This is a genomic window from Microlunatus parietis, from assembly GCF_013407955.1.
In the GTDB taxonomy this organism is placed as follows: Bacteria; Actinomycetota; Actinomycetes; order Propionibacteriales; family Propionibacteriaceae; genus Microlunatus; species Microlunatus parietis.
Window position 1 is genome coordinate 3325568 of the sequence record NZ_JACCBU010000001.1, and the last position, 14121, is coordinate 3339688.

Sequence of the window (14121 nt, forward strand, 5' to 3'; positions counted from 1 at the left end):
CTCCCTTGCTCGGGTTCAGAAGTACGTCAGCACGGCATCGACCACCGTCGGATCGTCCGTGTCGTTGGTGTCGACGACCCCGATCACCCGCCACTTGTCGAACGCCGTGCACGGGTGGGAGAGGCCGAGCCGGACCAGGTCGCCGACCGCAAGCTCGGAGTCCGCGGCGACGTCGACGTACCCGTGTTGATCATTGAGGCTGATTACCGTCGTCGGGCCCGGTTCGATCTTGGTCAGTCCATGATCACCGCGTCGGCGGGCCTCCAGCACGATCGGCAGATCCTGGTCGAACGGCACGTCTCGGCGACCGGCGTCGATGATCACCCGGCCCGGTTCCGGCCGGGACAGCACGGTGGACCAGGTGCTGATCGCCGGGATCAGGTCGGGGCCGGCACCGCGGGTGCTCGGCGTCACCTCGGCGTAGTGCAGGTCGTCGTGCACGGCGTACGCGCCGGACCGGATCACCAGATCGACCTCGGGACCGAGCCCGGCGAACGCCGCCGCCACCCGGTCGAAGTGGGCGCTGCCGCCGGCGGTGATCAGCACCCGGTCGTCCTGATAGAGGTCCCCGAGCCCGCGATGGATCTCGGCCACCTCGGCCAGGAACGCGTCCACCGTGGCCAGTCCGTCGGCGTCGGCGCCGATCCCCGGCACCGCGCCCTCGTAGCAGCTGATCCCGACCAGGCGCAGCCGGTCCGCGGCGACGGCGGCCTCGGCGACCTCCCGTACCGTCTGCTGATCGCGGGCGCCGGCCCGACCGCCCACACCGCCGACCTCGACACAGACGTCCAGCGGCCGACTGCCGTGACCGGTGAGCGCCTCCTGCATCTGCCGCACGCCAGCCACAGAGTCGACCCAGCAGACGAGCCCGAAGTCCGGGTCGGCGTCCAGTTCGGCGCCGATCCAGGCCAGCTCAGTCGGGTCGACGAGTTCGTTGGCGACGATCACGTCCGGAACTCCGACCGCCCGCGCGACCCGGAGCTGGAACGCGTTGGCGACCGTGATCGCGACGCAGCCGGCCCGCAGCTGATCCAGCCAGAGGCTCGGCGCCATCGTGGTCTTGCCGTGCGGCGCCAGCACCGCGCCGTGCTCGGCGCACCACGCGTTCATACCGGCGATGTTGGCCCGGGTGGCGGATCGGTCGATGATCATCATCGGCGACCCGAGCGAGGACAGCGGCCGGCCCGACGCGCGCAGTTCGCCGATCGTGATCCCGGCGCCCGCGAAGCCCTTGACGCGCCAGTCCAGCACCACTTCGGCGTGCTCGGCGACGGTCCGCTCCAGCCCGGCCGTGCTGCCCGGTGTGCGGCGGTCGGTCGCCGCGGACTCAGGGGCGGACGGCGACGACATCGATCTCGACCAGGATGTTCATCAGCTGCGAGCCGACGGTGGTCCGCACCGGGTACGGCTCGACCAGCCGGCTCCGATACACCTGGTCGTAGCCGGCGAAATCGCGGTGCAACTCCTGCAGATGCGTCGTCACCTTCACGACGTCGCCCCAGCCGAGGCCGGCGGCGGCCAGGATCGCCTCGAGGTTGTCCAGCACCTGCGCGGTCTGCTCCTCGATCGTCTCGCCCACGACCTGCCCGGTCGCCGGGTCGATCGGTCCGACTCCCGCGGTGTAGTAGAAGCCGCCGGCGGCGATGCCCTGGGAGTAGCTGCCCCCGGGCTTGGGTGCATGGTCGCTCTGGAATGCCTCACGCATGGCAACACCGTAGTGCCCGCCCGCCGGAGGCGATCGCTGCCCCGCGCCTCCGTCCCGCGGTCCGACACACCCGCCCCACCTCACCAGGTTTCCTGGCTGTTTACCCGAGAAGCTTCTCGCGTAAAGCGCCAGTTTTTCACGTAACGTGAAAAACTGACGGGCGCCGAGAAGGGCCGGTCGCCGAACGGACGGGCGGTCGTTCCCGACATGTCACGCGGTCGTTGCCCACCGGTCCGTCCGGGCGGCAAGGCTCGGCACCATGAGGGTCGCGCTGATCGCCGAGTCCTTCCTTCCGCAGACCAATGGTGTCGTGCATTCGGTGCTCCGGGTGCTCGAACACCTCCAGCAACGGGGCGACCAGGCCGTCGTCATCGCGCCGGCCGATCCGGCCGGTGTCCCCATGATCGTCTCCGGTGCGCCGGTGATCACCATTCCGTCGCTACCCCTGCCGATCTATCCGGAGGTACGGGTCGCCGGCGGCCCGTTCGCCCCGGTGGTCGCGCCGCTGCGGGACTTCGCCCCGGATGTGGTTCACCTGGCGTCGCCGTTCCTGCTCGGCTGGCGTGGCGTACTGGCGGCCCAGGCGCTGGACGTACCGACGGTGGCGGTCTATCAGACCGACGTGCCCGGGATGGCCGCGCGGTCGGGCTTCCGGCACGCGGAACGCCTGCTGTGGAAGCGAATCCGCGACATCCACACCCGGGCGACGTTGACCCTGGCGCCGTCTTCGGCCTCCTTGACCGCTCTTGGTGATCATGGAATCGGCAGGCTCCGGATGTGGCGCCGCGGCGTCGACTCGACCCGGTTCCGGCCGGAGCTTCGTGATCTTGACCTGCGCAACCAGCTGGCACCGAACGGCGAGCGCCTGGTCGGGTTCGTCGGCCGGCTGGCCGCCGAGAAGCAGCTCGATGATCTTGCCGTGCTCCGTGATCTTCCCGGGGTACGGCTCGTGATCATCGGCGACGGCCCCGAGCGGCGGCGGCTGGCCACCGTGCTGCCGGAGGCGACCTTCACCGGCATGCTGCACGGCGACGACCTGGCCCGCACGGTGGCCAGCCTGGACGTCCTGGTCACGCCGGGCGAGTCGGAGACGTTCTGCCAGGTGGTGCAGGAGGCCATGGCCAGCGGGGTACCGGTCGTCGCCCCCGCCGCCGGCGGCCCGCTGGACCTGATCGACCACAGCCGGACCGGCTGGCTCTACCCGCCCGGCGAGCTGATGATCATGCGGGACCGGGTCCGTGACCTGGTCGGCGACGACGCCAAACGGGACGCGTTCGGCCGAGCCGCCCGAGCCAGTGTGATCGACCGCGGCTGGCGCCCGATCTGCTCCGAGCTGGTCGGCTTCTACTCCGAGGCCGTCGACCTGCACGCAGCCTCCGTACGCCGAGCGGCCGGCGACTGAGCCCTCGAACGCATCCCAGCGACTCGGCGAGAGCGGGGCAGCGAATCGGCGACCTGATGGGTGCGGATCGGCGAGCGCACATGGCCGAGTCGGCGACGAGACCGTCGTCGCTTCCAGGATGAGGTCACCGGAGGTCGCCCTGGACGCGCAGATTCCCTGGTCGCCGAGATTGTCGGCACCGAGCGTGGCTACCGGTGACTGCGTGGCAGCCGCACCCATCGACACCATCTGGACGACCTGACCCAGATCTACTGTCAGTGGCCCCTGGTAGCCAAGGGCCATGGACATCCAAGGACGCAGGGCCGTGGTCACCGGCGGCGCGATCGGGACCGGACGGGCGGCGGCGATCGCGCTGGCCGAGCGTGGCGCCGAGGTCGTGGTGGCCGACGTCGACGAGGCCGGTGCTCGCGAGACGGTCGCGCGCGCCGGCCCGCAGCGGTGCCGCTTCGTCGCGACGGACCTGACCGACCCGGGCCAGACCGCCGACCTGATCGAGACCAGCCGGCCGGAGATCCTGATCAACAACGCTGGCGGCGGTGGTCACCTGGCGCCGCACTTCCCGGACGCGCCAGCCGCGGAGTGGGAACGGCTGCTCACGCTGAACCTGATCGGGCCGATGCGCGCCACCCAGCACGCACTGGCCGGGATGCGGGACGGCGGGGTGATCGTCAACATCGCCTCGACCGCCGGCCTGGGGCTGGAGCCTCACCCATCGCCGGAGTATTCGGCGGCGAAGGCCGGGCTGATCAGGTTCACCGCGACCCTGGCCGACGTCGCGCCGGCCCGGGTCGCCTGCCTGGTGCCGGACTGGGTCGCGACCGAACGGGTCACCGCGGCCGAGCGTGCCACCGATCCGCCGCCCATCCCGCTGTCGGCCTTCACGGCAGCCGTGGTCACGTTGATCGAGGACGACACCCTGGCCGGCCGGGTGATGCTGCTCCCGTGCGGCGGCCCGCCGAGGCTGTTGCCGTGAGGCGGCGCGTCGACGCTCGGGTTGTCGGCGCGAGATCGTACGGTGAAGGTCCGTTTGGATCACCGCACCGCGTCCGGTGCGACCCGCCCGTCTCTGCTCAGCGGACCATGAGCGAGAGATGGATGCGTGCCCGATGACTCCTCCGCTGCTCCTGGTGGACGGCCACAATCTGCTCTGGCGATCCTGGTACGGCTTCCCGGCCCGGATCACCAGCCGCGACAAGACCCGGGATCTGACCGGCGTGTTCGGCTTCTTCGCCCTGCTCCGGGTCGCGGTCCGTGAGCTCGACCTACCGCCGGAGATCGTTGTCGTCTTCGACGGCGAGAACGCCTGGGGCGACCGGACCGCCGTCGACCAGGACTACAAGGCACACCGGCCGACCGACCCGGAGGCGATGGCCCCGATCCGCGCGCTCGCCGACGTCGAACGCGGCCTCGACCTCCTCGACGTGAGCCGGCTCTGCTTCGACACGGCCGAGGCCGACGACCTGATCGCCTCCCTGGTGCAGGCCTGCCGCCGGGCCACCCCACGGCGCCAGGTCTGGATCATGTCCGGCGACCGCGACTTCTACCAGCTCCTCGATCGCCGTACCCGGATCCTCAACACGGCCCGGAAGCCCGGCCACCGTGCCATCGTGCCGACCGAGATCACGGCCCGTTACGGAGTCCGGCCGGACCAGTGGTGCGACCGGACCAGCCTGGTCGGCGACCCGTCCGACGGCATCCGCGGCGTCCACGGCGTGGGCACGGTCACCGCGGCGAGACTGCTCGCCGGCGGCCTGACGATCGAGGACCTGCCGAGCTCGGGGCGGCTGACCGGCCGGATCGGCGACCGGGTCCGCGACGCCCTCCCCGACGCGCTCCGCTGGCGCTCCATGATCCGGCTCCGCCCCGACCACCCGCTCCCGGGCGGCCTCGTCGAACGCCGGCCCAGCCCGCAACTGCCGACCGCCGCGATCATCGTCGAGGCGCTCGGCCTCTGGTGACCCGGACGCTGTCCAGGAGTCAAGGGCGTCCTCGACCCGGTGGATCCCACCGGTCGTCCGGCCGCAGCCGCGACCAATCCGTCACCACTCGCGTCGGTCTGACGGTGACCCAGCCGTCCAGTTGATCGGCGAAGTGCGCCGACACGGGATCACCGGAGGACCCGAACGGCACGCTCCACCGGCTCTGGTCGCGATCGGCCAGATCCCAGGCCCAGCGGGCCACCGAGCCGCGGGAGCAACGGTCGCTCACCCCGGGGGTGCTGGCCGTGCACCGTACGGTGTCGCCGTCGCCCGCCAGCGCCGGAGCGAGGTCGGCCCCGGGCACGGCCGCTTCGGGCAGGCCGGCGACCTCTCGGAGCAGATGGAGCGGCAGCAACGTGTGCCGCTCGCCCCACTCCTGCACCGGACCGGCAGCCGCGTCCTCGAGCGCTCCCGCAATGAGCGTCTCCACGGCGAGTCCGATCCGGGACTCGGTGAGCAGCGTCGGCAGGGCTGCGGCGATCCGTGTCGGTGCGGAGATGACGGGATCGAAGATCGCCCCGAAGCCGTGCGGCCGGCTCAGTGGCGCCAGCACCGGATCGTCCACGAGTCGCCGGACCAGGGCCGCTCGCCAGGCCGCGAACCGGGCGGCGGCGGGACTGTCGGGCTCCATCCGTCCGTCCCAGACGAGCAGTTCCGAGCGCACCGCCCGCGCCGTCTCGGTGAGCCGGTCCGGCGGCGGCAGCAGGGCCAGCAGCGGCGGCGCCGACCCGAGCTCGGTGTCACTCCAGATCGGTTCCAGCTCGTCCACCGCGGCCGGGTGCAGGTCGGACAACAGGGTCCGGATCCGGTTGGCCCGATACCTCGCCGGATAGTGCACGCCGAAGTCGATCTCGGGCCGGTCCGGGCGCTCGTTCGCATCGACGGCGGCATCGATGACGACGACCGCGGGCGGCAGCCGCCGGGACGCCGCCGGTCGGACGGTCACGGCATCCAGGGGTAGCAGGCGCTCCGCCGCGGGCCGATCCGGCAGCCGGCCGACGGTCGCGGACAGCACGGTCCCCGCGGAGTCGGCGGCCAACAGCCGGTTCGCCGGTTCCACCCAGGATCCGAAGGCGGCGACGACGTCCGCCGCGGTCCGGGACCGCAGCAGCGGCAGCAACACGGCGAAGCCGAGGTCCGCCTCGGCCCGGGCCGGCGACCGCAGGCTGGCGGCGGTCAGTTGCCCGCCGGTCTGCCGCAGGTCGGTGATCACCGGCCCGCGTACGGTCTCGATCGCCTCGACGGGGACCGGGTCACCGCCCCGTACCGTGATCACGCTCCGCTCCACCTCGGCCTGCTGCCAGCCGTCCGGACCGTACGCCTCGAAGCCGGTCCGGCTCCGCCGCAGCCGCTCCCGGAACACGTCGGCCGTATGAGCCGCGGCGTTGGTGATGCCCCAGGCGGCGCTGCCGGTGTGCCCGAAGTGCGCGATCCCGGGCACGCCGGGGAAGGCCAGGCCGACCACGTCGAACTCCGGACAGGCCAACCGAATCTGCTGATAGACGCCTGGCAACCCGATGGCCCGATGCGGATCGCCCGCCAGCACCGGCCGGCCCGAGGCGGTACGGGATCCGTGCAGCGCCCAGGCGTTGCTTCCGGCCGCCGGGTCCTCGCTGGTGAACAGGTCGACCGCGGCGGCACCGAGCGCGTCGGCGACATGAGCCCGCCAGAGGACGGACCCCACGCTGCCGGACAGGACGTGGTTGGCGTGCAGGATGCCCAGCGGCGCCCAGTCCGGCCACGGCCCGGGCTCGAACCGATCGCCGAACCGATCCGCGAGGGTGGCGAACTCGGTGGCGGTCACCTCACCCAATCCGCGGCGGACGCCGGAGCTGTAGGCATCGACCCACGCCCGTTCGGGCTCGGCGAGAGCGTCGTACGCACGCTGCGCCGTGTCGGCCAGCCTGGCTCGGCGGGCGAAGACGTCCCAGGCGACACCGGACGGCCCGACCAGCGCGGCGAGCCGCCCCTCGGCGCGGAGCCGATCGACCTCGATCTGCCAGCCCCGATCATGGGCGGTGACCCTGCCCTGAGCGTACGCCAGCGCGAGATGATCATCGGCTCTCAGGTGCGGAATGCCGTGATCATCACGAAACAGTTCGGTCGCCATGCCGAGCCACTCTGTCAGAGTCGATGGGTCCGGGCCGTCGTCGCACCGGCGCAGTCAGACTGGGTCAGGCTGTCGGACCGACGCCGACCCGGTTGGTGACCGATCATGACCTGCATCAGACAGATGGCACCGACTCTGACTTCTCCGATGTCGACCGGCAACGGGGCAACGCGACGTACCAGCCATCCATCGGGGCACTCGGTCTTTCACCAAGGGCCGATGTTGTCCCGCCAGCACGCGGCTTCCCGGACCCGAGCAGCGAAGGCATGCTGGTCGGCCAGTGTTACCGGACGGAGCCGGTGCTCACCCTGATTGAACGCGTCCCCGATCCAACGTGGAATAACGTGTAGGTGCAGGTGCCACACGTCCTGACTCCCGGCTGGCTCGTTGTGCTGGCGCAGCGATGTGCCCTCGCAGTGTTCGGTCTCGACCAGGGCGCGGGCGGCGCGGCGACATGTTGCGAGCAGTGGCCCGGTCAACGCGTCCGGCAATACGTAGAGGTGCTCGACATGATCAATCGGCACGACGAGCAGGATGCCCGGGTTGGTCTCCCACCAGTGCGGCGAAACGATTACCGCTGTCGCCACGTCCCGGTAGACCACGTTGTCCGGCGTGCTGATCGGCGTCGAGCCGCCCGCCAGCAGGACGCAGAACGGACAGACATACCCCGCCGGTTCATGAGACCGCCACATCGGCCGAAATCTACCTGGTTCGTGACGGCGAGGCGGCCGGGCAGAGTGGCGGCGTGCCAGAGCGCCGGCCCGACCGCAGGCGGCCCGGAGGGCCGCCCTTGATCATGGGCTGGTCGACCTCGGCCATGGCTGCTCGATACCAGCACGTCACCGACCCGATCCGGCGTGACGTTGCGCGGCGCGTGGGTGGCCTGCTCTGGACCAGCGGAGAGGACAACTGAGACTACAAATGAGACTAGGGCCGGTTTCGGAAGGACGCCGGGTGACTCCTGAACGTGGAGCCACCCGGCGTTATCCCTTAGCTAGGGCGGAGGCGGCGGGATTTGAACCCGCGAGAGGGGATGAACCCTCAACCCGCTTAGCAGGCGGGCGCCATAGACCGGACTAGGCGACGCCTCCCGACTCGGCAGCGCCGAGACCGCCCAAGAGTACCGATCGGGAACCTCGTGAAGCAAAGTGTCGTTGGACTGGTGCCGTGTCGCCCGAGGAACTGCGGTCCGCGGGACGTGACGGAGGGCGTGACGGCTTTGCTGCCGCGACCGCCTAGGCTGGGCGGGTCTCAAGTCGTTGGATCAGGGTTTTGGGGGTCAGGTTCGGTGGTGGATGAGCAGGATCAGTGGCATTGGGACCTGCCCGAGTCCGCCCGCCCGGCCCGCCCGCGGAACCGGCAAGGCCAGTCACGATCGCGCTCCGGCAGCCGCCCCCAGTCGCCTCGCTCCGGCCAGTCACCCCGCTCCGGCCAGTCACCCCGAGGGCGTACCGCAGCACGGAACCGGCGCAACCGGCGCACGATGGACACCCCGGAATTCCGGCGCACCGTCCTGTTCACCATTCTCGGCGCGATCATCCCCGGCGCCGGCCTGATCGCGGCCGGCCGGAAGAAGGCGGGCTTCACCGTTTTCGGCGTGTTCGTGATGGGCCTGGTCACGCTCTGCCTGTGGGCCGTCGTCGATCCGAAGGGCATGGCCAGCATCGCCGTCACCCCGGAGGCCCTCAACATCGTCTCCGTGGTCGCGGTCGTGATCGGGCTCGCCTGGGTCGTCGTCGTGATCGCCTCGCACCTCGCGCTGCGCAACCTGCCGAGTCAGTCGCAGCGGATCGCCGGCGGACTGCTGGTCGGCGTGCTCGCGTTCGCGGTCGCGGCGCCGATGGCGGTCGCGGCCCGGTACAGCTACGACCAGGCCGATCTGGTGGCGAACGTCTTCAAGCGCCAGGACGACAACAAGAGCGCGACCCGGCCGAGCTTCGATCCGAAGGGCGGGCAGAACGACCCGTGGAAGGACAAGAAGCGGCTCAACGTCCTGCTGCTCGGCGGTGACGGAAGCTCGAAGCGGCAGGGCATCCGGACCGACACGGTGATGGTCGCCAGCATCGACACCCACACCGGCAACACGACCTTGATCAGCTTGCCGCGGTGCACGGCCAACATGCCGTTCCCGGAGGATTCGCCGCTGCACGAGTACTACCCGGACGGCTTCACCAACGGCGACCCGAACGATCTCGAGTACTGCCTGACGGCGATGTACGAGAACGTACCGTCGAATGTGCCGAAGGACGTCCTCGGCGAGACCGACAACCTGAACGCGGACGTCGTCAAGATCTCGGTCGGCGAGGCGCTCGGTCTCAAGATCGACTACTACGTCCTGGTCAACCTCAAGGGCTTCGAGGAGTTGATCGACGCCCTCGGCGGACTCACCCTGAACGTCAACTTCTACATCCCGAAGGGCGGCGATTCCGACGCCGGCATCCCGCCGAAGGACTTCCTGACGCCGGGGCCGAGTCAGCACCTGAACGGTGAGGATTCGCTCTGGTACGCCCGCGGACGGTTCGGGTACGACGACTTCAGCCGGATGGATCGGCAGCGCTGCGTGATCAACGCGATCGTCAAGCAGGCCAACCCGGCGACCCTGCTGACCCGCTACGAGGACATCGCCAAGGCCGGCAAGGAGATCGTCCAGACCGACGTGCCGCAGGAGATGCTGCCGGCGATGGTCGAGCTGGCCAGCCGGGCGCAGCAGGGCAACCTCCGCAGCCTGGTCTTCAAGCACGGCAAGAACGGTTTCCTGGTCTACCGGCCCGACTTCGAACTGATGCGGGAGCAGGTACGGAAGTCGATCGGCGAGACCGAGAAGGAGAAGCCGAAGTCGACCCCCAAGCCGGCCGACCCGCAGCCGGGCGATCCCGAGACCAGCAAGGAACCTGAGGATCCGGAGACCACCAAGGAACCGGACGACCCGGAGACCGATCCGCCGAAGCAGTCCGAGGAGCCGTCGGATCCGGAGTCGGACAAGCCGAGCGACAAGCCGTCCGAGGCCAGTGAAGACGCCGGCGACTCCTGCGCGTTCCGGCCCGACATCGCCGCAACGGCGAGGCCGAAGTACAACGGCTGAGCCGCGCGGCGCGGCTCAGCTGCCGTAGCCGCGGTTGGCGTCCAGCCGGTCCCGGATCGCGGTCATCAGCGCGATCACGGTCTTGTCCTCACCGTCACGCGGGTTGACGAATTCGGTGCCGCCGGAGTTCGCGACGACGATGAAGTGATGTCGGGTCGTCTTCACCGAGGTGATGTCGGACCACGGGATCTTCTGCCGGTGACCGATCCGGCGCACCTCGAGCCCGTCGCGGTCCATGATCACCGTCGTGGTCAGCCGGAGCACCATGATCAACGCGACCAGGGCCAGGGCGAGGCCGAGCGCGAGCACGATCACGCCGATCACGAGGACCACCTGCAGCGCGCTCACCGTACCGGCGACGATCAGGCCCGCTCCGACGACGGCCGCTCCGGCCGCGATGGCGTACGCCCTGACCGGGGGCTTCGGGGCGAGCAGATGCACTTCGGTTCCTGGGCTGGCGGCCCGCGCATCCTGCTCACCCATGGGCCTACCCTAGGCCACTCCACAGTCTGAGCGGCGAGGGTGGGATTCGAACCCACGGAACGGTTTCCCGCTCGGGCGCTTTCAAGGCGCCTGCACTAGTCCACTATGCGACCTCGCCCGGCCGCCGAGCTGCGCCCGGCGGACCATCGTCGATCCTAATGGTCGAGGGAACCATCGTGTGTGACAGCCTGAGATCATGCAGGCGATCGAGGTGGCGGAGCCGGGCGGGCCGGAGGTGCTGCGCCCGGTGCAGCGGGAACAACCGGTGCCGGGTGCGGGCGAGATCTTGATCAAGACCACCGCGATCGGGGTGAACCGGGCCGACCTGCTGCAACGCCAGGGTCACTACCCGCCGCCGCCCGGAGCGAGCCCGCTGCTCGGGCTGGAGTGCTCCGGGACGGTCGCCGCGCTCGGGCCCGATGGGTCCGGCTGGCAGGCCGGGGACCCGTGTGTCGCGCTGCTGGCCGGCGGCGCCTATGCCGAGTACGTGGTCGCGCCGGCCGGTCAGGTCGTCCGGCCGCCGGAGGGTGTCGACCTGGTCACGGCGGGCGGCCTGATCGAGGTGGCCGCGACCGTCCTGGCCAATCTGGACCTGGTCGGGCTGCGGGCCGGCGAGCGGTTCCTGGTGCACGGCGGCGCGGGCGGGATCGGGTCCTTCGCGATCCAGTACGCGAAGGCGGTCGGGGCCGAGGTGATCGCCACGGCCGGTTCGCCGGAGAAGCTGGACTACTGCCGGTCCGTCGGTGCTGATCATGCGCTGTCGTACCGGGACGACTGGCCGGCCGCCGTCGAGTCGATCACCGGCGGCGCCGGACTGGACGTGATCTTGGACAACATGGGTGCCAGCTACCTCGAAGATCACGTACGGCTGCTCGGCACCGGTGGCCGGCTGGTGGTGATCGGGCTGCAGGGCGGCCGCAAGGGCACCCTCGACCTCGGCCGACTGCTGGCGAAGCGCGGTCAGGTGCACGCCACCTCACTGCGGCCCCGCCCGGTCGAGGAGAAGGCCGCGATCTGTGCCCGGGTCGCGGAGCGGGTCTGGCCGACGATCACTGACGGCCGGATCCGGCCGGCACCACAGACCACCTTCCCGCTGGCCGAGGCCGCCGCCGCCCACCGGCTGCTGGAGTCCGGCGACAACCTCGGCAAGGTCCTGCTGCTGCCTCAGTCGTAGTTCGCAACGGTGCTGAACACCGCGGTCAGGGTGCGCCGGCTGACGTCGTAGCCGAGGGTGAGGAAGCGTCCGGGCGAGACCTCGACGCTGCTCGGGTTGGCCTGATCGCCCCGGGTGGTGTCGTAGAGCCGGATCTCGCCGATGCCGTCCCAGGATCCGGCCGGGTTCTTGATCAACTGTCCGTACGTCGGACGGGTGGACGGCGTGATCGCGCCCCAGGTCAGCAGGATCGCTCCGGTCGAGGTGACCAACTGGTGGTGTGAGGAGGCGTAGATGTCCGTGATCGCGGGCGTGCTCCAGGTCCGGCCGCCGTCGCTGGAGCGGCTGAGCCGGGCCGGGATCCCGCCTCCGGATGCCGAGGCCATCCTGATCAGGCAGGCCAGCGAGCCGTCCGGCAGCACCGACAGGTTGGGTTCCTGGAAGTTCACGTCACCGCCGGACCCGACGGTCACCTCGTTCGCCCGGTGGAACGTCCGCCCGCCGTCCGTGCTGCGGACCACCGTCGCCCTGGACGTGGCGTCGCCGGGAACCTTTCCGTACAAGGGAATCAGGACGTCGCCGTTCGGCAGCTGAACGGCGGCGCCGTGGCTCGCGTTCCAGCCGCCGGAGACGTCCGGATCCATCGCCGAGTCCACCTCGACCGGTTCGCTCCAATGCGCACCGTCGTCCTCCGACCGGATCACGTGGGTGCCGTGCTGCTTGCTGCCGCCACCGGCCAGCCATTCCGTGACGAAGAAGCTGACCAGCAACGTACCGTCGGAAAGCCTGCTGATCTTGGGATCGCGGGCATCGTAATGTTGATCACCGAACATCCCGTCCTCGATCACCCGCGGACTGCTCCAGTTGACGCCGCCGTCCTTCGACGTGACGAACTTGATGTCCTCGTTGGCGTTCGTATGCGCCGCCCCGCTGTCGTAGACGACGGCCAGATCACCGTTCTGCAGCTTGGTGACGTCCGGGAACCGGATCTGGGTGCCGACCGGATCGAGCGCGACGACCGTCGAGTACATGACGAGATTGTCCAGCTGGGCCGCGCTGCCGACCGGCGCGGTCCCGGCCGAGACGAACTCGATCCCGGTGATCGGCGAGCCGGCCGAAGCCTTGATCGTCGTCGAGTGACGGTTGCCGTTCAGCGACACCGCGGCATGATCGGCCGTCGCGTCGACACTGAATCTGCGGTACGTGTTCCGGATGCTGATCGGCTCCGTCGCCAGGGTGCGCCAGGCCGACCCGTCGTAGACCGAGATCACGGTCGTCGACGCGTTGGCGGTGATCATGAACCGGAACACGCCCAGGCCCGGGTTGTCTCCGCTGCCCCGGATCGCGAACAGGCTCGCGCTCTGCCAGGCGGTCACCGCAAGATCGAACTCGTAGTGCCGGGAGTTGACGGCCGGAGCCGGAAAGTACGCCTTGGTCTGCAAGCTCGCGGTGTTGTCGGTCAGCTGCACCGCACGCCCCGATCCGCCGAGCTTGCTCACCACCGCGACAGAACCCTGCACCGTCGCCCCCGCCGGCGGCTGCCCCAACGGCTCGCTGTCGAACGTCCGCGGCGCCGCCGTCTCCGCCGCCGCTGCCGGCCCCGCCATGATCACCGCCTGAGCCAGCACCAACGTGGCCACCGCCGCGACCCCGACCCCGAACCGACCCCTGAACCCGAGCATGATCGCCTCCCCGCCATAGTGCCGAATGATCAAGCCTGATCTGGAACTGCGTTCCATGTCAACAGGCTCTCGGTCTCGCCAGGGGTCGGCGACAGATCGGACCTGGCCGACTTCGGCTCCAAGGGGGCGCGAGCGGAATCCAGCCGGCATTCTCGGATCAGGCCGATTCGGACCCGAAATCCGCAGAGTCAGCTGGATTCCGGTCACTCAACCCGGCACCGGATGAGCCGCCACCAGCTCCGCCACTCTCTTCGTCGCCGGTCCGGATCACCCGGTCGATCCCAGCGTGGCGCGGCCGCACTCTCGCCACCCAGCACGCGAAGCGCCGCGCCGAGCGAAGGGCAGGCCCCGGGCCGAACGTGCCCCGATTCATCCACTCGGCGGGAGCCGCGATCCGGCCGGGCCTGCGTGGGCGCCACCGCGACGGCCACTCCGGCCAGACGGTCGCGCCTGCGCCGGGCCGCGGCCGTTCGCGCTACTCCGGCCCGAGCCGGCGCCGCGCGACGACCCAGGACCCAAGTGGCA

General features: G+C 70.3%; 11 protein-coding genes and 2 tRNA genes. 5 read left to right on the top strand and 8 right to left on the bottom strand.

Translation table 11 applies throughout. The annotated features are described in order from the left end of the window. Nucleotides 1-15: 15 nt before the first annotated feature. Both BKA15_RS16055 and BKA15_RS16060 read right to left on the bottom strand, forming a co-directional pair. Complete coding sequence (locus BKA15_RS16055) at nucleotides 16-1350, bottom strand: type III PLP-dependent enzyme domain-containing protein (protein WP_179752391.1); 1335 nt, start codon at nucleotides 1348-1350, stop codon at nucleotides 16-18. Beyond that, nucleotides 1328-1705, bottom strand: a complete 378-nt coding sequence (locus BKA15_RS16060; protein WP_179752393.1) for a RidA family protein — start codon at nucleotides 1703-1705, stop codon at nucleotides 1328-1330. Before BKA15_RS16060 ends, BKA15_RS16055 begins: the two co-directional genes overlap by 23 nt. A gap of 259 nt (nucleotides 1706-1964) precedes the next feature. On the opposite strand from BKA15_RS16060, the gene BKA15_RS16065 reads away from it, so the two are divergent. From BKA15_RS16065 to BKA15_RS16075, 3 genes are all read left to right on the top strand, one after another. Next, nucleotides 1965-3107, top strand: a complete 1143-nt coding sequence (locus tag BKA15_RS16065; protein WP_179752395.1) for a glycosyltransferase family 4 protein — start codon at nucleotides 1965-1967, stop codon at nucleotides 3105-3107. A gap of 280 nt (nucleotides 3108-3387) precedes the next feature. After that, complete coding sequence (locus BKA15_RS16070; RefSeq protein ID WP_179752397.1) at nucleotides 3388-4080, top strand: SDR family NAD(P)-dependent oxidoreductase; 693 nt, start codon at nucleotides 3388-3390, stop codon at nucleotides 4078-4080. A gap of 133 nt (nucleotides 4081-4213) precedes the next feature. Continuing rightward, nucleotides 4214-5065, top strand: a complete 852-nt coding sequence (locus BKA15_RS16075; RefSeq protein ID WP_179752399.1) for a 5'-3' exonuclease — start codon at nucleotides 4214-4216, stop codon at nucleotides 5063-5065. 19 nt (nucleotides 5066-5084) lie between these two features. Here the strand turns inward: BKA15_RS16075 and BKA15_RS16080 are convergent, their stop codons facing one another. The 3 genes from BKA15_RS16080 to BKA15_RS16090 form a co-directional block, all read right to left on the bottom strand. Further along, entirely contained in the window at nucleotides 5085-7196 is a 2112-nt protein-coding gene (locus BKA15_RS16080; RefSeq protein ID WP_179752401.1) for a penicillin acylase family protein, read from the bottom strand. 206 nt (nucleotides 7197-7402) lie between these two features. After that, complete coding sequence (locus BKA15_RS16085) at nucleotides 7403-7888, bottom strand: HIT family protein (RefSeq protein WP_179752403.1); 486 nt, start codon at nucleotides 7886-7888, stop codon at nucleotides 7403-7405. A 308-nt stretch (nucleotides 7889-8196) separates the two neighbouring features. Continuing rightward, a tRNA-Ser gene (locus BKA15_RS16090) sits at nucleotides 8197-8287 on the bottom strand. Nucleotides 8288-8679: 392 nt separating this feature from the next. Between BKA15_RS16090 and BKA15_RS16095 the strand changes: the two genes are divergently transcribed. Further along, entirely contained in the window at nucleotides 8680-10278 is a 1599-nt protein-coding gene (locus BKA15_RS16095) for an LCP family glycopolymer transferase (RefSeq protein ID WP_179752405.1), read from the top strand. A gap of 15 nt (nucleotides 10279-10293) precedes the next feature. Here the strand turns inward: BKA15_RS16095 and BKA15_RS16100 are convergent, their stop codons facing one another. Further along, complete coding sequence (locus BKA15_RS16100; protein ID WP_179752406.1) at nucleotides 10294-10761, bottom strand: YcxB family protein; 468 nt, start codon at nucleotides 10759-10761, stop codon at nucleotides 10294-10296. Nucleotides 10762-10792: 31 nt separating this feature from the next. Then, a tRNA-Ser gene (locus BKA15_RS16105) sits at nucleotides 10793-10879 on the bottom strand. Nucleotides 10880-10957: 78 nt separating this feature from the next. Here BKA15_RS16105 and BKA15_RS16110 point away from each other — a divergent pair. Beyond that, nucleotides 10958-11935: an NAD(P)H-quinone oxidoreductase gene (locus BKA15_RS16110; RefSeq protein WP_179752408.1), complete on the top strand. Its 978-nt coding sequence runs from the start codon at nucleotides 10958-10960 to the stop codon at nucleotides 11933-11935. Here BKA15_RS16110 and BKA15_RS16115 read toward each other — a convergent pair. Next, on the bottom strand, nucleotides 11926-13653 hold the full coding sequence (locus BKA15_RS16115) for a sialidase family protein (protein ID WP_179752410.1): 1728 nt from the start codon (nucleotides 13651-13653) through the stop codon (nucleotides 11926-11928). The two genes, BKA15_RS16110 and BKA15_RS16115, sit on opposite strands and share 10 nt — an antisense overlap. Nucleotides 13654-14121: the final 468 nt, after the last annotated feature.